At 74.4% G+C, this 17979-nt stretch carries 18 protein-coding genes; 17 read left to right on the forward strand and 1 reads right to left on the reverse strand.

The genetic code is table 11. From position 1 onward, the window contains the following. The first annotated feature begins 109 nt into the window (after positions 1-109). The 17 genes from LN652_RS02180 (at position 110) to LN652_RS02260 (ending at position 17254) form a co-directional block, all read left to right on the forward strand. Positions 110-1753: a glycoside hydrolase family 10 protein gene (locus tag LN652_RS02180; protein WP_230443075.1), complete on the forward strand. Its 1644-nt coding sequence runs from the start codon at positions 110-112 to the stop codon at positions 1751-1753. Continuing rightward, positions 1750-2523: a GntR family transcriptional regulator gene (locus LN652_RS02185; RefSeq protein ID WP_230443076.1), complete on the forward strand. Its 774-nt coding sequence runs from the start codon at positions 1750-1752 to the stop codon at positions 2521-2523. Before LN652_RS02180 ends, LN652_RS02185 begins: the two co-directional genes overlap by 4 nt. Continuing rightward, positions 2520-3830: a sugar ABC transporter substrate-binding protein gene (locus LN652_RS02190; RefSeq protein WP_230443077.1), complete on the forward strand. Its 1311-nt coding sequence runs from the start codon at positions 2520-2522 to the stop codon at positions 3828-3830. Before LN652_RS02185 ends, LN652_RS02190 begins: the two co-directional genes overlap by 4 nt. Before the next feature lie 5 nt (positions 3831-3835). After that, positions 3836-4816: a carbohydrate ABC transporter permease gene (locus LN652_RS02195; protein ID WP_230443078.1), complete on the forward strand. Its 981-nt coding sequence runs from the start codon at positions 3836-3838 to the stop codon at positions 4814-4816. Further along, entirely contained in the window at positions 4816-5697 is an 882-nt protein-coding gene (locus LN652_RS02200; RefSeq protein ID WP_230443079.1) for a carbohydrate ABC transporter permease, read from the forward strand. The genes LN652_RS02195 and LN652_RS02200 overlap by 1 nt, the downstream gene beginning before the upstream one ends. After that, positions 5694-6908: a glycoside hydrolase family 3 protein gene (locus tag LN652_RS02205; RefSeq protein ID WP_230443080.1), complete on the forward strand. Its 1215-nt coding sequence runs from the start codon at positions 5694-5696 to the stop codon at positions 6906-6908. Before LN652_RS02200 ends, LN652_RS02205 begins: the two co-directional genes overlap by 4 nt. A 69-nt stretch (positions 6909-6977) precedes the next feature. Continuing rightward, complete coding sequence (locus tag LN652_RS02210; RefSeq protein WP_230443081.1) at positions 6978-7160, forward strand: hypothetical protein; 183 nt, start codon at positions 6978-6980, stop codon at positions 7158-7160. Then, positions 7157-8986: an N-acetylmuramic acid 6-phosphate etherase gene (gene murQ / locus LN652_RS02215; RefSeq protein ID WP_230443082.1), complete on the forward strand. Its 1830-nt coding sequence runs from the start codon at positions 7157-7159 to the stop codon at positions 8984-8986. The genes LN652_RS02210 and murQ overlap by 4 nt, the downstream gene beginning before the upstream one ends. Next, the gene (locus LN652_RS02220; RefSeq protein WP_230443083.1) at positions 8983-10128 is read left to right on the forward strand and encodes an anhydro-N-acetylmuramic acid kinase; all 1146 of its coding nucleotides are present in this window, start codon (positions 8983-8985) and stop codon (positions 10126-10128) included. Before murQ ends, LN652_RS02220 begins: the two co-directional genes overlap by 4 nt. Before the next feature lie 34 nt (positions 10129-10162). Next, positions 10163-11074, forward strand: coding sequence for a homocysteine S-methyltransferase (gene mmuM / locus LN652_RS02225; protein ID WP_230443084.1), 912 nt, complete (start codon positions 10163-10165; stop codon positions 11072-11074). Further along, positions 11071-11418 (forward strand): antibiotic biosynthesis monooxygenase family protein, encoded by a 348-nt coding sequence (locus LN652_RS02230; RefSeq protein WP_230443085.1) that lies wholly within the window; start codon positions 11071-11073, stop codon positions 11416-11418. Before mmuM ends, LN652_RS02230 begins: the two co-directional genes overlap by 4 nt. Positions 11419-11467: 49 nt before the next feature. Next, positions 11468-11923, forward strand: a complete 456-nt coding sequence (locus LN652_RS02235) for a PaaI family thioesterase (RefSeq protein WP_230443086.1) — start codon at positions 11468-11470, stop codon at positions 11921-11923. Then, positions 11920-13149, forward strand: a complete 1230-nt coding sequence (locus LN652_RS02240) for an MFS transporter (RefSeq protein ID WP_230443087.1) — start codon at positions 11920-11922, stop codon at positions 13147-13149. Before LN652_RS02235 ends, LN652_RS02240 begins: the two co-directional genes overlap by 4 nt. Before the next feature lie 54 nt (positions 13150-13203). Further along, a complete protein-coding gene (paaK, locus tag LN652_RS02245; RefSeq protein WP_230443088.1) occupies positions 13204-14511 on the forward strand; it encodes a phenylacetate--CoA ligase PaaK in 1308 nt (435 codons plus the stop codon). Between the two features lie 2 nt (positions 14512-14513). After that, on the forward strand, positions 14514-14870 hold the full coding sequence (locus LN652_RS02250) for a DNA polymerase ligase N-terminal domain-containing protein (protein ID WP_230443089.1): 357 nt from the start codon (positions 14514-14516) through the stop codon (positions 14868-14870). A 31-nt stretch (positions 14871-14901) separates the two neighbouring features. Beyond that, positions 14902-15111, forward strand: a complete 210-nt coding sequence (locus tag LN652_RS02255; RefSeq protein WP_056907770.1) for a hypothetical protein — start codon at positions 14902-14904, stop codon at positions 15109-15111. Between the two features lie 427 nt (positions 15112-15538). Further along, positions 15539-17254, forward strand: coding sequence for a cation:proton antiporter (locus LN652_RS02260; RefSeq protein ID WP_230443090.1), 1716 nt, complete (start codon positions 15539-15541; stop codon positions 17252-17254). 2 nt (positions 17255-17256) lie between these two features. On the opposite strand, the gene LN652_RS02265 is transcribed toward LN652_RS02260, so the two are convergent. Continuing rightward, positions 17257-17913: a TetR/AcrR family transcriptional regulator gene (locus tag LN652_RS02265; RefSeq protein WP_230443091.1), complete on the reverse strand. Its 657-nt coding sequence runs from the start codon at positions 17911-17913 to the stop codon at positions 17257-17259. Positions 17914-17979 lie beyond the last annotated feature (66 nt).

Raw genomic sequence — 17979 nt, forward strand, 5'->3', positions numbered from 1 at the left:
TCCTGCCGAGGGCCACCAAGGCCGATCCCGCGCGGGGGGTTGACAACGCCCCGACCCTCGATGGAGGTTTGGACTAGACCAAAGGTCTATCTCGGGAAGGGAACCCTCCATGACCTCGCGCACGCGCCGCACCCGGCCTGCATCCTCGCTCACCGCCGCCGCCGTCCTCGCCACCGGGCTCTGCCTCGCCGTGCCGGGCGCCGCACCGGCGGACCCCGCCACCCGCCACCACCCGGGCACCGGGAACGGCCACGGGTGCACCCCCTCGGACGCCACGCCGAAGCGGCAGATGCGCGCCGACTGGATCGCCTCCGTGGTCAACATCGACTGGCCGTCGCGTCCCGGGCTCACCCCGGCCCAGCAGCAGGCCGAGCTCGTCGCGCTCTACGACCAGGCCGCCGCCCGGGGCCTCAACGCGGTCGTGCTGCAGGTGCGGCCCACCGCCGACACGTTCTGGCCGAGCGACCTCGAGCCGTGGTCGCGCTACCTCACCGGGACGCCCGGCGCCGACCCCGGCTGGGACCCGCTGGCCTTCGCGGTGCGCGAGGCGCACGAGCGCGGCCTCGAGCTGCACGCCTGGTTCAACCCCTACCGCGTCGCGATGGACACAGACCGCAGCGCGCTCGACCCGTCCAGCCCCGCCGCGCAGCACCCCGACTGGGTGGTCGAGTACGGCGGCAAGCTCTACTACGACCCCGGGCTGCCCGAGGTCCGCGAGCTCACCACGCGCGTGATCCTCGAGGTCGTCGAGCGCTACGACGTCGACGGCGTCCACTTCGACGACTACTTCTACCCCTACCCGGTCGCGGGCCAGGACTTCCCCGACGACGCGACCTTCGCCGCGCACGGTGCGGGCTTCCCCGACACCGTCGAGGGCCGCGCCGACTGGCGCCGCCACAACACCGACCTGCTCGTCGAGGGCCTCGACGAGCAGATCCACGCGGCGAAGCCGTGGGTGCTCTTCGGCGTCTCGCCGTTCGCGGTCTGGCGCAACGCCGGCACCGACCCCGAGGGCTCGGCCACCCAGGCGGGCGCCGAGACCTACGACGACCTCTACGCCGACACCCGCCGCTGGGTGCGCGAGGAGTGGCTCGACTACGTCGCGCCGCAGGTCTACTGGAACATCGGCTTCGCCGTCGCCGACTACGCCGTCCTCGTGCCGTGGTGGGCCGACCAGGTCCGCGACACCGACGTCCAGCTCTACGTCGGCCAGGCCACCTACAAGGTCGGCGTCAGCCCGGCCCAGTCGCCGGCGTGGCTCGAGCCCGAGGAGATGAGCCGCCACCTCACGTTCAACCGCGACGTCCCCGAGGTCGACGGCGACATCTACTTCTCCGCCAAGGACGTGCGCGCCAACCGGCTCGGCCACATGGACCTCGTCCAGGCCGACCACTACTCGCGCCCGGCCCTGCTGCCGGTCACCGAGGACGTCCCGGGCCGCGCGCCGCACGGCGTGCGCCACCTGCGGGTCCGCGAGGGCCGCGACTCCGTGCGCCTGGACTGGCGCGGGGTGCGTGACGCCGAGCGCTACGCCGTCTACGCCGTCCCCGGCCGCCGCGCCTCGGCGTGCGACCTCGCCGACGCCGAGCACCTCGTCGCGGTCGTCGCGGACGGTGCCACGTCGTGGACCGGGGAGCGCGCCGACGCCACCACGACCTACGTCGTCACCGCGCTCGACCGGGCCCACCGCGAGAGCCGCCCGGCCTCGCGCACCACCACCTCCCACCACCACTCCCCGAAGGGCGGGCGATGACCACCCTCGAGCGTGCCGACGGCTCCAAGCAGGAGCAGCTCCGCACCGCCATCGACGACCGGCTGCGCAGCCTCGGCCCGGGCGACCTGCTGCCCGCCGAACGGGTCCTCGCCCAGGAGCTCGGCGTGGCCCGGATGACCCTGCGCCGGGCGATCGACACCCTCGTCGCCGACGGGCGCCTCGTGCGGCGGCCCGGCTCGGGGACGTTCGTCGCCGGGCAGGAGAAGGTCTCGCAGCGGCTGGCGGTGTCGTCGTTCTCCGAGGACATGCGCTCGCGCGGGCTGCGACCCGACAGCCACACGGTGTCGACCCGGCTCGCGCCGGCCGGCACCATGCTCGCGGCCGTGCTCGGCGTCCCCGCGCAGACCGAGGTGCTGCGCGTGCGCCGCCTCCGCCTCGCCGACGACGTGCCGATGGCGCTGGAGGACCTCCACGTCCCGGCCAGCGTCGCGCCCGGCCTCACCGGCGCCGACCTCGAGGGCGCGTCGTTCTACGACCTGCTCGAGCAGCGCTACGGCACCCGCGTCGTCTCCGGCACCCAGAGCGTGGAGCCCGCGCTCGTGCCGGCCGAGGAGGCCGGGCTGCTCGGCGTCACCGCGGGCGACCCGGTCTTCCTCTTCGAGCGGACCTCGCGCCTGGCCGACGGCCGGGTCGCGGAGTTCGTCCGCTCCACCTACCGCGGCGACCGCTACCGGATCGTCGTCGACATCTTCCCCCCGTCGCCGGCGGACCCGGTCGACACCACTCGGACGAAAGAAGGAACGGCATGAGGCAACGACGAGCATCGGTGGCCCTGGCGGCCCTCGCCCTGCTGAGCGCGGGCTGCGCGGGCGGCACCGGCGGCGGTGACACCACGATCGACAACGCCGGTGGCGACGTCGACGGGAGCGGCAAGACGCTCGACGTGTGGATCATGGAGGGCACCAACGCCGACGCGACCACGTACTTCGACGACCTGGGCAAGGCGTTCGAGGAGGAGACCGGCGCCGAGCTGGACGTGCAGATGGTCCCGTGGGCCGACGCCCACGACAAGTTCGTCAAGGCGATCGCCGGCGGCACGACCCCCGACGTGGCCGAGGTCGGCACCACGTGGACCCCCGAGTTCGCCGACGCGGGCGCGCTGGTCGACCTCACCGACGCCGTCTCCGAGGCCGGCCTCGACGGCGACCTGGTCGCTGGGCTGCAGGAGGCCGGGACCGTCGACGGCGGGCTCTACGGCATGCCGTGGTACGCCGGCGTCCGCTCGGTGATCTACCGCACCGACGTCTTCGAGCAGGCCGGCGTCGAGCCGCCCACCTCGTGGGACGAGCTGGTCGAGGTGGGGGAGACGCTGAAGAAGAGCAATCCCGACATGATCACCTTCCCCGTGCCCGGCGACAGCGAGTACGGCCTGTACCCGTGGGTCTGGGGCAACGGCGGCGAGCTGGCGGCCGACGAGGACGGCACGTGGACCTCGCAGATCGACTCGGCCGAGGCGCAGGAGGGCATCTCCTTCTACACCGGCCTCGCCACCGAGCACGGGTTCTCGACCCCGGCCGCCACGACGTGGAACGAGGCCGACCTGTCCGACGCGTTCAGCCGCGGCGACGTCGCCATGATGATCGCCGGCAGCTGGACCCCGGCCGCGCTGGTCGAGGCCAACCCCGACCTCGAGGGCAAGATCGGCGCCTTCCCGATCCCCGGCCCCGACGGCGGCCTGTCGCCGTCGTTCCTCGGCGGCTCCCACCTCGGTGTCTTCGACACCACCGACGACGCCGACCTCGCCTTCGCGCTCGTGCGCCTGATGTCGACCGGCGAGTACGGCGCGGAGTGGGGCCAGCAGACCGGCTTCTTCCCCGGCACCAACGACCTCGTCGCCGAGGTCGCCGACTCCGACGACCCGGTGGTCGCGCCGTTCGCCGAGCAGTTCTCCGAGGCCGGCAAGTCCGTGCCGGTCACGCCGCTCTACGGCCAGGTGCAGGGCAAGAAGACCGTCTCGGCGATGCTGCAGAGCATCCTCTCCGGCGACGCGAGCGTCGAGGAGGCCAGCAGCGCCGCCGCGGACGAGATGGACCAGATCTTCCAGAAGGGCAGCTGACCCGCATGACCACGCAGCAGGTCGTCCACGACGACACCGCGCACCGGGACCCCGCCCCGGCTGCGCCGACCCCGCCTCCCCGGCGCCACCGGGGGCTGACCCCCGGCTGGCTGCCGTGGGCGCTGCTGGCGCCCGCGCTGGTCGTCGTGGGCGGCCTGCTGGTCTACCCGCTCCTGTGGGTCTTCTCCCTGTCCGTCCAGGACTTCGGGCTCCGCGAGCTGCGCGAGGGCGGCTTCCACTGGACCGGGTTCGACAACTTCGCCGAGATCCTCACCAACTCGACGCTGTGGCAGACCGCGCTGCCCAACACCGTGGTCTTCGCCGCGGTGTGCGTGGCGCTCACGGTCGTCGTCGGGACGCTCGTCGCGCTGCTGCTGGTCCGCCTCGGGCCGTGGGCGCGGGGCGTGCTGACCACCGCGATCATGGCCGCCTGGGCGATGCCCGCGGTGAGCGGCACCTACGTCTGGGTCTACGTCTTCGACACCAGCGACGGCATGGTGATGCGGCTGCTGTCGTCGCTCGGCCTCGCCGACCCGGCCACCACCAACTGGTTCACCGACCGGCTCGCGTTCTACGCGATCGCGACGCTCAACGTCGTGCACCACGGGTTCCCGTTCGTCGCCGTCACCGTCCTCGCCGGGCTGCTCACGGTGCCGAAGGAGGTGCTGGAGTCGGCCGCCATCGACGGGGCCGGGGCCTGGCGCCGGTTCTGGCACATCACCTACCCGATCATGAAGCCGATCTTCGCCGTGGTCGTCGTCCTCTCGACGATCTGGGACTTCAAGGTCTTCACCCAGATCTACCTCATGCCCGGCGGCTCGGGCACCGACCGCGACCTGCTCAACCTCGGCACGTGGTCCTACCTCGAGGGCATCTCGCAGAACCGCTTCGGCTACGGCGCCGCGGTGGCCGTCGTCCTCACCCTGCTGCTGCTCGCCGTCACCAGCGTCTACCTGCGCACGCTCTTCAAGCAGAAGGAGCTCTGATGAGCACCCTCACCACGACCGGCGCCGCGCCGGTCACGACCGGGCGTCCGCCCAAGGTCCGCAAGCGCCCGGCGACCCGGCTCGCCGAGGGCCTCGGCTTCGCGGTGGTGCTGACCTTCAGCATCTTCCCGGTGCTGGTCATGGTCTCGACCGCCTTCGACGGCCGCGCCAACGACGGATCGCGGGCGCTGCTGCCGAGCGACCTGTCGTTCGCGAACTTCTCCTTCGTGCTCGGCGAGGGCGGCTTCGGGCGCTACCTGCTCAACTCGCTCGCCGTCGGGCTCGGCACCGTCCTGGTCAGCGGGCTGCTCGCCCTGCTCGCCGCGGTCGCGGTGGCGCGGTTCCGGTTCCGGCTGCGCACGACCGTGCTGGTGCTCGTCCTGGTCGTGCAGATGGTGCCGCTCGAGGCGCTGGTCATCCCGCTGTTCATCCAGGTCAGCTCGCTCGGCCAGCTCAACAGCCTGATCGCGCTGATGGTCGTCTACGTCGCCTTCTCGCTGCCCTTCGCGATCTGGATGCTGCGCGGCTTCGTCGCCGCCGTACCGCCGGAGCTCGAGGAGGCGGCCTACCTCGACGGCGCCTCGTGGCCACGGATGTTCTGGTCGGTGCTGTTCCCGCTGGTCGGGCCCGGCCTGGTCGCCACCAGCGTGTTCTCCTTCATCACCGCGTGGAACGAGTTCGTCTTCGCGATCACCTTCCTCGACGACGAGGACAAGTTCACCGTCGCCGCCGGCCTGCGCCAGTTCTTCACCCAGTACGGGACCGACTGGGGCTCCGTGATGGCCGGGTCCACCCTCATCACGGTGCCGGTGATGATCTTCTTCATCGTCGTCCAGAAGCGCCTCTCCGAGGGCATGGTCGCCGGGGCGGTGAAGGGATGAGCGTCGACCCGGCCCTGCGCCGGCTGGCCGCCGCCGTCCTCCTGCCCGGCTTCGACGGCACCACCGCCCCGCCGTGGCTGCTCGACCTGCTCGACGACGGCCTCGCCGGGGTGTGCCTGTTCGGCCAGAACGTCGCGGACCCCGACCAGGTGCGGGCGCTCACCGACCGCCTGCACGGCGTACGCCCCGGCGTGCTGGTCACCTCCGACGAGGAGGGCGGCACCGTCACTCGCCTCGACGTGGGCGAGGGCTCGCCGTGGCCCGGCCACGCGGCCCTGGGCGCGCTCGACGACCTGGCCGTCACCGAGGCGGTGGCCCGCGGCCTCGGGGCGCGCGCCCGCGCCCTCGGCGTCGACGTCGTCCTCGGGCCGGTGGCCGACGTCGCCTCCGAGCCCGACAACCCGGTGATCGGGGAGCGCTCCTTCGGCGCCGACCCCGCTCTGGTCGCCCGCCACGCCGCCGCTTTCGTGCGCGGTCTGCACGCCGGGGGAGCGGCGGCGTGCGCCAAGCACTTCCCCGGCCACGGCGCCACCCGCACCGACTCCCACCTCACGCTGCCCGAGCTCGACGTCGACGCCGACACCTGGCGGCAACGGGACCTCGCGCCGTTCGCCGCCGCGGTCGAGGCCGGTGTCGACTGCGTGATGACCGCCCACGTCGTCGTCCGCGCGCTCGACGACCAGCCGTCGACCACGTCGTCGCGGGTGCTCGGCCTGCTGCGCGACGAGCTCGGCTTCGACGGCGTCGTGATGACCGACGCGATCGACATGAAGGCGCTCAGCGCACGCGTCGGGCGTGCCGGGGGAGCGGTCGCCGCGCTGCGGGCCGGCGTCGACCTGGTCTGCGTCGGCAACCCCGTCTTCCCCGAGCGCTACGACGACGAGGCCGCCGCCCGCGAGCTGGTCGACGCGATCGCCCGGGACGTCCCGGGCGCCCGGCTGGAGGAGGCCGCCGCCCGGGTGGCCGCGCTCCGCCCGCCCGGCTCCGGCGACGCCGGCACCGACGCCCCGTCCGACGCCCGGGCGCTCGCGCTGGGCGCCGGGGCGGCGGGACGCGCCCTCACCCGACGCGGCGACACCGTCCTGGCCGGCGACGCTCCCGTGCTGCTCGCCCCCAGCGAGACGGCGTACGCCGCCGGCACGCGGCCCTCGCAGCTCGCCCGGCAGCTGGCGAACGTCGTGCCGGTCGACGACGCCGACGACGCCCGCTGAGTCCTGCGCGAGCACCGGGCACGACCGGCCGTCGCCGTCGAGGGACGCAGCGGCCCGCGCAGCCGCGCCGTGGTCGAGGCCGTCCTGGCCGCACGACCCGACGCGCTCGTGGTCCACCTCGGCCCGGACGACCCGCACCGCCCGCCGGCCACCCACCAGCTCACCACGCACGCCGGCGGCCGCGCCGCGGCCGTCGCGGTGCACCACGCGCTCTCCGCAGCGCACACCACGCCCACGCAGGAGGACATGTGATCGTCGGGGTCGACCTCGGGAAGACCGGCTGCCGCGCCCGCTCCGACGGAGGTGTCGAGGCGACCGGGCTCGGCGCCCCCGGGCTCGCGGAGCACGGCGGCGTCGAGGCCGCGCTGCGAGCGGTCCGCGCCGTGCTCGACGAGCTGCCGGACCGCGCCGCGGTGCAGTCGGTCGCCGTCGGCGCCGCCGGGGCGGAGGCCGCTCCCGCCGCGGCCCGGGAGCTCTGCGGCGCGCTCGCCGAGGCGTTCCCGGGCGCGCGGACCGCGGTCACGTCCGACTCGGTCGCCGCCCACGTCGGCGCGCTCGGCGGCCGGCCCGGCGCCGTCCTGGCCCTCGGCACCGGGGTCGTCGCGCTCGCCGTCGACGCCCACGGCCACCGCACGCAGGTCGACGGGTGGGGCCCGTGGCTCGGCGACGACGGCAGCGGAGCGTGGATCGGCCGCGAGGGCCTGCGCGCCGTCCTGCTCCACGCCGAGGGTCGCGGCCCGGGCACCGCGCTCACCGCTGCCGCCACCGCGCGCTTCGGCGAGCTGCGCCGACTGCCCGGCACCCTCGCCGCGGCGGGCAGCACCGCACGCACGACCGCGACCTTCGCCCCCGACGTCGTCGCGGCAGCGGCCGCGGGCGACGAGGTCGCCACCGACGTCCTCGACCGTGCCCTCGCGTGCTGGGTGGCGCTCGGCACCAGCGCCGTCCGGGCGGCCGGGGTGCCCGAGCTCGCGCTCGTCGGCGGCCTGGCATCGGCCGCGCACCCGACCTGGCCCGCCGACGTGCACCTCGTCGGCGCGGCGGGCGACCCGGCCGCGGGCGCGCTGCTGCTCGCCCAGCTCGACGACCTGCCGCACGAGGACGCCGTCGTGCGCTCCGGACCGGTCCGCGTCGTGGCCCCGAGGACCTCCTCGGTCGACGACGTCGACGTGCTCGCCACCGAGCAGAGCCGGCCCGACCTCGCGGACCTCGACACCTACGACGCCGGACGTCTCGTCGACGTGCTGCTCGAGGCAGAGGCCACCGTGCCCGCCGCGCTGGCGGCCGCCGCGCCCGCCCTCGCCCGGGCCGTCGACCTCGCGCGCACCGCGATCACCTCCGGGGGCCGCCTGCTCTACGTCGGCGCCGGCACCCCGGGCCGGCTCGCCGCCGTCGACGCCGCGGAGTGCCCGCCCACCTTCGGCGTCTCGCCCGAGCAGGTCGTCGCCCTCACCGCCGGCGGCGAGGGCGCCGCGACCCAGGCGATCGAGGGCGCCGAGGACGACCGCGGTGCCGCGGCCGCCGACCTCGACGCCCGCGGGCTGACCGACCGGGACCTGGTCGTCGGCATCACCGCCTCGGGGCGCACGCCGTACGTCCTCGCCGCGCTCGAGCACGCCCGTGCCGCCGGCGCGGCCACCGTCGCGGTGGTCAACAACCCGCACAGCCCGGTGGCCGCCGCGGCCGACGTGGCCGTCGAGGTGCTCACCGGCCCCGAGGTCCTCGGCGGCTCCACCCGCCTCAAGGCCGGCACCGCGCAGAAGATCGTGCTGAACGTCGTCTCCACCGGCGCGATGGTCGGCGCGGGCCACGCCTACGGCGCGTGGATGGTCGACGTCGCGGCGTCCAACGAGAAGCTCCGCCGCCGCGCACGGCGGATCGTGCGGGAGGCCACCGGCGCCGACGACGACGCCGCGCTGGCCGCCCTCGAGGCGTCCGGCTGGCGCACCAAGACCGCGCTCGTCGCCGTGCTGGCGGGCGTCGGCGCCGACGAGGCCGACCGGCTGCTGGAGGAGGGAGCGGGCCGGGCACGCGTCGCGGTCGAGCTCGCGCGGACGCTGGCCCGGACCTCGTCGTGATCGTCCTCTCCGTCGCCTCGGGCACCTCGGCGGACGGCCTCGACGTCGGGCTGGTCGACGTGTCGGTCGACGACGACGCGGTGCGCGCCGAGGTCCTCTCGACCGGCACGGCCCCGTGGCCCGACGGCGTCCGCGAGCAGGTGCTCGAGGTCCTGCCGCCGGCGACGACGACCGCACGCGACCTCGCGCTGCTCGACGTGGCAGTCGGGCGGGCCGTCGCCGACGTCGCGCGGGAGGCGTGCGCGCACGCCTCGGTCCGGCCGGAGCTGGTCGTGTCGCCGGGCCAGACCGTCCACCACGAGGTCGTGGGGGAGCGGTGCCTGACGACCCTCCAGCTCGGGCAGCCGGCCTGGGTGGCCGAGGCGACCGGGCTCCCCGTCGTCAGCGACCTGCGGACGGCGGACGTCGCGGCCGGCGGCCACGGAGCGCCCCTCGCGGTCGTGCTCGACGCGCTCTGGCTGGCCGGTGCGGAGACCCGCGCAGCCCTCAACCTCGGCGGCATCGCCAACGTCACGGTCGTCGGTCCGGACGGCGCGACCGCCCGCGACACCGGCCCCGCCAACTGCCTGCTCGACGTCGTGGCCGAGCGCGTCACGGGCGCGCCCTACGACCGCGACGGCGCGCTGGCCGCGTCCGGCACCGTCGACGAGGCCCTCCTGCAACGGCTGCTGCACCACCCCCACCTGCAGCCCGGCGCCGGCACCTCGACGGGGCGCGAGGTCTTCTCCGCGGCGTGGCTCGACGCCCAGCTCGACGGCGAGCCGTGGGCCGACGTGCAGACGACCCTGGTCGAGCTGACCGCGGCGACCGTCGCCGACGCGGTCCTGCCGGCCCACCCGGTCGAGGTGGTCGCCTCGGGCGGGGGCGTGGCCAACCCCGTCCTGGTGGCGGCGCTCCAGCGACGCCTGGGCGACGTGCCGCTGGTCCGCAGCGAGGCCCACGGGCTGCCCGCCGACGGCAAGGAGGCGGTGTTGTGGTGCCTGCTCGGCTTCCTCGGCTGGCACGGGGTGCCGGTCTCCACCGGGGCCCACCCGGCCCGGGTGGCCGGACGGTTCAGCCCCGGGCGGCACGGTCTGGTGCTGCCGCCTCCCGCGACCGTCGCACCGCGCCGGTTGCACCTGGTCGGGTCGCGGACGACCTGAACGAGCGTCGGCGCGGGCTGCGAGCATGGTGGGCATGAGCCCCGCACCCCGTCCGACGCTCCGCGAAGCCGTCGCCGAGCGGCCCGTCGTCCTCGACGGCGGGCTGGCCACACTCCTCGAGCGGCACGGCCACGACCTGTCGTCCCACCTGTGGTCGGCGCGCCTCCTGCGCGACGACCCCGCAGCGGTCGAGGCGGCCCACCGGGAGTTCTTCGAGTCGGGCGCCGAGGTGGCGACCACCGCGTCCTACCAGGTGTCCTACGAGGGCTTCGGGTCCGACGGCGTCGACGCCGACGAGGTCACCCGGCTGCTGCGCCGCAGCGTCGCGCTCGCGGCGGCCGCGCGGGACGCCGTCGCGCCCGGGGGGTGGGTCGCCGCGTCCGTCGGGCCGTACGGCGCCGTGCTCGCCGACGGCTCGGAGTACCGCGGCGACTACGCCCTCGACGTGGCCGGCCTGCGCGCGTTCCACCGACCGCGCCTCGAGGTGCTGGCCTCGACCGTGGGGGAGGGGGCCGACGTGCTGGCGGTGGAGACGGTCCCGTGCCTGGCCGAGGTCGAGGCGGTCCTGGCCGAGCTCGACGGCAGCGGCGTCCCGGCGTGGCTGTCGCTGTCGGCCGACGGCACCCGGACCCGGGCCGGCGAGCCGCTGGCCGAGGCGTTCGCGATGGCCGCCGACGTCGCCGAGGTGCTCGCCGTGGGGGTCAACTGCACCACCCCGGCCGACGCCACCGCGGCGGTCGCGCTCGCCGGGGCCGGCGGCCCGGCGGTCGTCTACCCCAACTCGGGCCAGGGCTGGGACGCCGGGGCCCGCGCGTGGACGGGGGAGTCGGCGTTCGACCCCTCGGACGTGGCGTCGTGGGTCGCGGACGGGGCACGGCTGGTCGGCGGGTGCTGCCGCGTCGGTCCGGAGGACGTGTCGGCCCTGCGTGCGACACTCGGCCGGTGAGCGCCGACCGTCCCCGACCCCACGCCGGACAGGTCGTCACGGTCTTCCGCAACCGGCTGCGCGAGCCGGCCCGTGAGGCCTACGCCGCCGAGCTCGAGGTGGTCGCCGACCTGGCCCGGTCGATGCCCGGGTTCGTCGAGACCAAGACGTTCGTCGCCGACGACGGCGAGCGGGCGACCATCGTGACCTTCGCCGACGAGGAGAGCCACCGCGGGTGGCGCGACCACCCGCGCCACCGCGCGGCCCAGCGCAACGGGATCGCCGACTACTACGAGGAGTACTCCATCGCCGTCGGCACCACGTCCTACGCCAGCGCCTTCACGCGCTCGGACGCCGGTCGCTGAGCACTCGGAGCGCCTTGCGGCAAGCCCCCCGATGGCCTATACGTGGAGGGTGGAGGAAGCAGCGGCGGTGCGGGCCGCGTCCGTCTCCTCCGTCCCGATCCTCGACGCGATGGGTGTGCGGCTCGTCGAGGTCGCTCCCGGGCACGCGGTCGCGGAGCTCCCGGCGGAGCCCAACCGCAACCACTTCGGCGTCGCCTACGCCGGCTCGCTCTACAGCGTCGCCGAGATGCTCGGAGGGGTCCTCGCGCTGGCGACGTTCGACCTCGAGGGCGAGCTCGCCGGGTGCGTCCCACTGGTCAAGGAGTCGACGATCCGGTTCCGACGTCCGGCGCTGGGCGTCGTGCGGGCCGAGGCCTCCCTGTCGCCGGCGGAGGCCGAGCGGGTGCGTCGCGACGCGCTGGCGACCGGCAAGGGGGAGTTCGTGCTGGAGGCGACCCTCACCGACGCGGACGGCGAGGTGGTCGCCACCACGACCGGGACCTACCAGGTGCGTCGGCTCGGGTGATCTCTGCCGACTTCGCGCGCTACTGGCGGGCCGACGCCGTGTCCGGCATGGGCACCTACGTCACGCTCCTCGCCCTGCAGGCGCTCGTCCTGCTCACGCTCGACGGCACGGCCGGCGACGTGGGCTGGCTCAACGCCGCGCGCTGGCTGCCCTACCTCGTCGTCGGGCTGCTCGTCGGAGCGCTCGTCGACGGCCGTCGCCGGCTCCCGCTGATGGTCGGCACGGACCTCCTGCAGGCCGTCCTGCTGCTCACGATCCCGCTGCTGTGGTGGCTCGGCGCGCTGACGCTGCCGGTGCTGCTCGTGGTCGTCGTGGCCTACGGCACCGCCGCCGTGGTCAACATGGCGGCGTCGATGTCGTTCCTGCCGCGCCTGGTCGACGGCGCCGACCTGCAGCGCGCCCACGCACGCATCGACGGCGCCGACGCGGTGTCGTCGACGGCCGGCCCGGCGCTCGGCGGCGTGCTGGTGAGCGCCGTCGGTGCGCCGCTCACGGTCGTCGTCGACGCGCTGACCTACGTCTTCTCCGCGCTCACCCTGCGCCGGATCAGCGTCGACGAGCCGCCGGCCCGGACCGGCGTCACGGTGCGGGGGCTCCTCGCGGACGTCGTCGAGGGGGTGCGCTGGGCCTACGGGCCGTCGGGACTGCGGACCCTCGCCCTCGTCACCCACGGGTGGTTCGTGGGCAGCGCGATCGTCGGCGTCGTCCTCGCGCCGTACGCCCTCGTCACGCTCGACCTCTCCGCGGCGCGGTTCGGCCTGGTCGGGGCCGCCGGGGGAGTCGGCGCACTGGCCGGCGCCGCCGTCACCACGGCCGTGGGCCGGCGGCTGGGCACCGGCCGCACGATCATCGCCTGCCACGTCGTGACGACCTGCGGGGTGGCGGTGATGCTCCTCGCGGGTGGTGCCGGCTCCGCGACGGGAGCGTTCGCCGTGCTGGCCGCGGGACAGGCGCTCCTCGGGCTGGCCATGGGGGCGAGCAACTCCCACGAGATGAGCTATCGCCAGCTGGTGACGCCCGACGAGCTCCAGGCCCGCACCAACACGACGCTGCGCTCGGCCAACCGCGCCGTCATCGTGGTCGTCGCCCCGGTCGCCGGGCTGCTCGCCGACGCCCTCGGCGTACGCGTGCTGCTCGCCGCGGCCGTCGTGGTGTTCGCGCTCGTGGCCGTCGCGCTGGCGGTCTCGCCGTTCCGCTCCGTGCGCGCGCCGGTGGATGCCGCCTGAGCGCATCGGTGACATGCTGACCGGGAGGTCAGGAAACCGAGCAGGAGGACGTCCGTGCCCGCAGCGATCCCACCCGACGACCGGCTCGACGCGATCGAGCAGGTCTCCGTCGACGAGCTGCGCAGCGTGCAGCTGGACCGCCTGCGCTGGTCGGTGCGCCATGCCTACGACCAAGTCGCCCACTACCGCAGCGCCCTCGACGACGCAGGAGTCGACCCGCGGGAGATCCGCGAGCTGTCCGACCTGGCGCGGCTGCCGTTCACCACCAAGGAGACGCTGCGGCAGAACTACCCGTTCGGGATGTTCGCGGTGCCGCGCGAGGAGGTGGTGCGGCTGCACGCCTCGTCCGGCACCACCGGCAAGCCGACCGTGGTGGGCTACACCCGCGCCGACCTGGACGTCTGGGCGACCGTCGTCGCCCGCTCGATCCGGGCCGCCGGCGGGCGACCGGGAGACGTGCTCCACAACGCCTACGGCTACGGGCTCTTCACCGGCGGCCTCGGCGCCCACGCCGGTGCGGAGAAGCTCGGCTGCACCGTCGTGCCGGTCTCCGGCGGGATGACCGAGCGGCAGGTGCAGCTGATCGAGGACTTCCGGCCCGCGGTGATCATGGTGACCCCGTCCTACATGCTCAACATCGTCGACGAGATGGAGCGCCAGGGCCTCGACCCGCGCGCGAGCTCGCTGCGGGTGGGCATCTTCGGCGCCGAGCCGTGGACCGACGAGATGCGCCGCGCCATCGAGGAGCGGCTCGACATGCACGCCGTCGACATCTACGGGCTGTCCGAGATCATCGGCCCCGGCGTCGCCCAGGAGTGCGTGGAGACCAAGGACGGCCTGCACGTCTGGGAGGACCACTTCTACCCCGAGATCATCGACCCGACGACCGGCGAGGTGCTGCCCGACGGCGAGCAGGGCGAGCTCGTGCTCACCTCGCTCACCAAGGAGGCGATGCCGGTCCTGCGCTACCGCACGCGCGACCTGACCCGGCTGCTCCCGGGGTCGATGCGCCCGATGCGCCGGGTCGAGAAGATCACCGGCCGCACCGACGACATGATCATCCTGCGCGGGGTCAACCTGTTCCCGACCCAGATCGAGGAGCTGGTGCTGGGCGTTCCCGAGCTGACCCCGCACTTCCAGTGCGTACGCCGCCGCGAGGGCAACCTCGACACGCTCACCGTCCGGATCGAGCGCCGCGAGCACGTCGGCACCGAGGTCGGTGAGGCCGCCGGCCGGCACGTCGCCGACCTGGTGAAGCGGATGATCGGCGTGAGCGTCGCCGTGGAGGTCGTGGAGCCGTTCGGGATCGAGCGGTCCGTCGGGAAGATGCGCCGGATCGTCGACGAGCGCCCGAAGGCCTGACCGTGCCGGCCCGCTTCGTGCTGCACGACCACCGCCGGCCGAGCCCGCACTTCGACCTGCGGCTCGAGGAGGACGGCGTGCTGCGCAGCTGGGCGGTGCCCAAGGGGCTGCCGGACGACCCCGCGCACGACCGGCTCGCCGTCGCCGTCGACGACCACGAGCTCGACCACGTGGCGTACGAGGACGAGCACAAGACCATCGCCGACACCGGGACCTGGACGCTCGAGGACCGCTCCGACCGTCGCCTGCTGTTCGTCCTCTCCGGCCGGTCCGGGGTGCACCGCTACGCGCTCATCCACACCGGGGGCACGCAGTGGCTGCTGCACCTCGTCAAGGACCAGTCCGTCAACAAGGGTTGACTTCTTCCCGGTCGTCAATCATGGTTGACGCATGAGGACTGCCGTCGACGCCGAGGAGCCGGGGGAGGAGAGCCCCCTCGAGGAGCTCATGCGCATCGCCCGAGCCAAGCACGAGCTCGCCGCCGCCGAGGCCGTCGCCGTGCGCCGCGCCCGGATCCACGGCTTCAGCTGGGCCGAGATCGGCACCATGCTCGGCGTCAGCAAGCAGGCGATGCACAAGAAGTACGGCAAGTTCGCCTGACCGCGTGCGCGTTATGTCACTCCGGTGATCGTGGAGCCCTGGTGCCACCTGGTGGCCCGGGGGTTCCACGATCCTCTGGAACTCACCGGATATCCGGGGAGTTCCGGACATCAGGGAGGCATGGAGTCACCAGGTGACTCGCCGGCTCCACGATCCGTTCCCACAGCGGCGTTGTCACAGCGGCGTTGTCACAGCGGCGTTGTCACAGCGGCGTTGTCACAGCGGCGTTGTCACAGCGGCGTTCGGTCAGGCTTTCGCTGAACATGTCAGGGCATGCACGGCCTGACATGTTCAGCGATCCCCGGTCAGCCGGGGATTCCGCGTGGAGATACCGCCGATAACTGACATTATGTCAGATAGCGCAGCGATCACCCTGCCCCCGAACTACACCGGTGTCGCTCCCCGCCCCCCGCCTACCCTGACCTCCGTGGAGCTGCTCACCCTCGCCATCGCGGCGCTGACGGCCGTCGTGGTGGCCGCGGTGCTGTCGCGCCGCACCGGGATCGCGACGCCGCTGGTGCTGCTGGTCGTCGGCATCGTGTTCAGCCTGGTGCCCGGTACGCCGGAGTTCGCTCTCGAGCCCGACTGGATCCTGGTCGGTGCGCTGCCGCCGCTGCTCTACGCCACCGCGGTCCAGGTGCCCGTCATCGACCTGCGCCGCAGCTTCGGCATGATCACCTGGCTCTCGGTGACCCTCGTGGTGGTGTCGGCGCTCGCCGTCGGCGCGGTGGTGCACCTGCTGGTCCCCGGCGTCTCGTTCGCCGCCGGCGTCGCGCTGGGGGCCGTCGTGAGCCCCACCGACGCGGTGGCCGCCACGGCGATCGGCAAGCGGCTCGGGCTCCCGCACCGCCTGATGACCGTCCTCGAGGGCGAGAGCCTGCTCAACGACGCGTCCGCCCTCGTCGTCCTCCGCACGGCGCTGCTCGCCGTGACCGCCGGCTTCAGCCTCACCGACGCCCTCCTCGACTTCGTCCGCGCCGTCGCGCTCGCGCTCGTCATCGGCTACGTCGTCGGGCACGCCACCGTGTGGCTGCGCGCGCGCCTCGCCGACCCGGTCCTCATGACCGCCGTCAGCTTCATCGTCCCGTTCCTCGCCTTCCTGCCCGCCGAGGAGGCGGAGGCGTCGGGCGTCGTCGCCGTCGTCGTGGCGGGCTTGGTCACCGGCCACCACGGCTCGCGACGCTTCAGCGCCCGCGAGCGGCTCACCGAGCGCACCAACTGGCTCACCCTGCAGTTCCTCGTCGAGAACGGAGTGTTCCTCCTGATGGGGCTCCAGCTCGAGGGCCTGCTGCGCGACCTCGACAACTCCGACAACACCCCCGGCCAGGTGGCGGTCGTCTCGGCCGTCATCCTCGTGCTGCTGCTCGTGCTGAGGGTCGGGTTCGTCGGGGTGCAGGTCCTCAGCGAGCGACGCCGGCAGCCGAGGCTCGACGCGATCCGCGAGCGCCTCGACCAGATCAGCGACCGCGTCGACTCGCTGGCAGACCGGCCCGGCCCGCGCCTCGCGGGTCCCCGCGGCGAGCGGCGGCTGGGGCAGTTCCGCCGCCGGGTGGAGCGCGGCCGCGCGGACGTGGCCTACCAGGAGAGCGAGCCCGTGACCGCCCGCGGCGGGGCCGTGCTGTCGTGGGCCGGGATGCGAGGGGTCGTCACGCTGGCCGCCGCCCTCACCATCGGCACCGAGGTCGAGGACCGGACGCTGCTGGTGACCGTCGCCTTCGTGGTCGCCGTCGTCTCGCTCCTGCTCTACGGCGGCACGCTGCCGTACGTCATCCGCCGCCTCGGCGTGTCCGGGACGGACCCCGACGTCCACCGCGACGAGGTCCGCGACCTGTTCGGCGGGATCACCGCACGGGCGGTCGCGGCGCTCGGCCCGGCCGACGCGATCGTCCTCGACGGGCGCCCGATCGACCCCGCGGTCGCCGAGGAGATGCTGGGCTGGCTGGGCCGGGCGCGCGACCAGCGCGACGACTCCCCCGAGGCGCTGTCCCACGCCTCCCAGCGCGTCCTGCTGCACCGCGAGTTCGTCGCCCGGATGCGCGACGCGCTCCACGAGGAGCAGGCCATCGGCGCCTACAGCACCGACGCGCTGCGCCGGGCCTCACAGATGATCGACGCCCAGGAGCTGCGACTCGAGACCGGCTGACGTCAGCCGAGCGGCGGGTGCGGTCCGGTGGTCGCCCCGAGCCCGCGGTCCAGGCTCGACAGGACCTCCTCGACGATCGACGCGGCCGCGTCGTCCGGCAGCCTCTGGAGCGGCCCCTCGAGCAGCAGCATGGCCAGGCCGTGGACCGCCGCCCAGCAGGTGTACTCCGCGCCGGGCCGCGCCGACGACGCCAGGAAGCCCGCCGCCTCCATCTCGTCGAGGCACGCCACCAGCTGGCCGAACGGGCTCTCCCCCGACGCCGCCTCCGCCTCGACGTCCATCGCCTGCGTGCCCTCGAGCGACGGGTGGTCGGCGAAGGCGACACGGAACAGCCCGCGCTCGCGGCGGGCGAAGGCGACGTAGCCCCGGCCCAGCTCGCGCAGCCGCAGCCGCGCCCGCAGCACCGGGTCCGTCTCCCCCACGCCCGCCAGGCGCTCGCGCCCCTCCTCGCCGAGGGCCGCCATGCCGGCTCCCGCGATCTCCCCCATCAGCTCGTCGCGGTCGGCGAAGTGCCGGTAGGCGGCGTTGTGGCTGACCCCCACCCGACGCGCCAGGTCACGCAGCGCGACCCCGTCCGGACCGGACTCCCGGACGGCCGCCACCCCGGCCTCGACGAGGGCGGCTCGCAGGTTGCCGTGGTGGTAGCGCGCGGTGGTCACGGGCAGAGGCTAGCCCACCCGGACTGGATGTTGACAGCGGTAACACCCGCGGCTCATGATCGATGT

This window comes from Nocardioides okcheonensis, assembly GCF_020991065.1.
Classification (GTDB): Bacteria; Actinomycetota; Actinomycetes; order Propionibacteriales; family Nocardioidaceae; genus Nocardioides; species Nocardioides okcheonensis.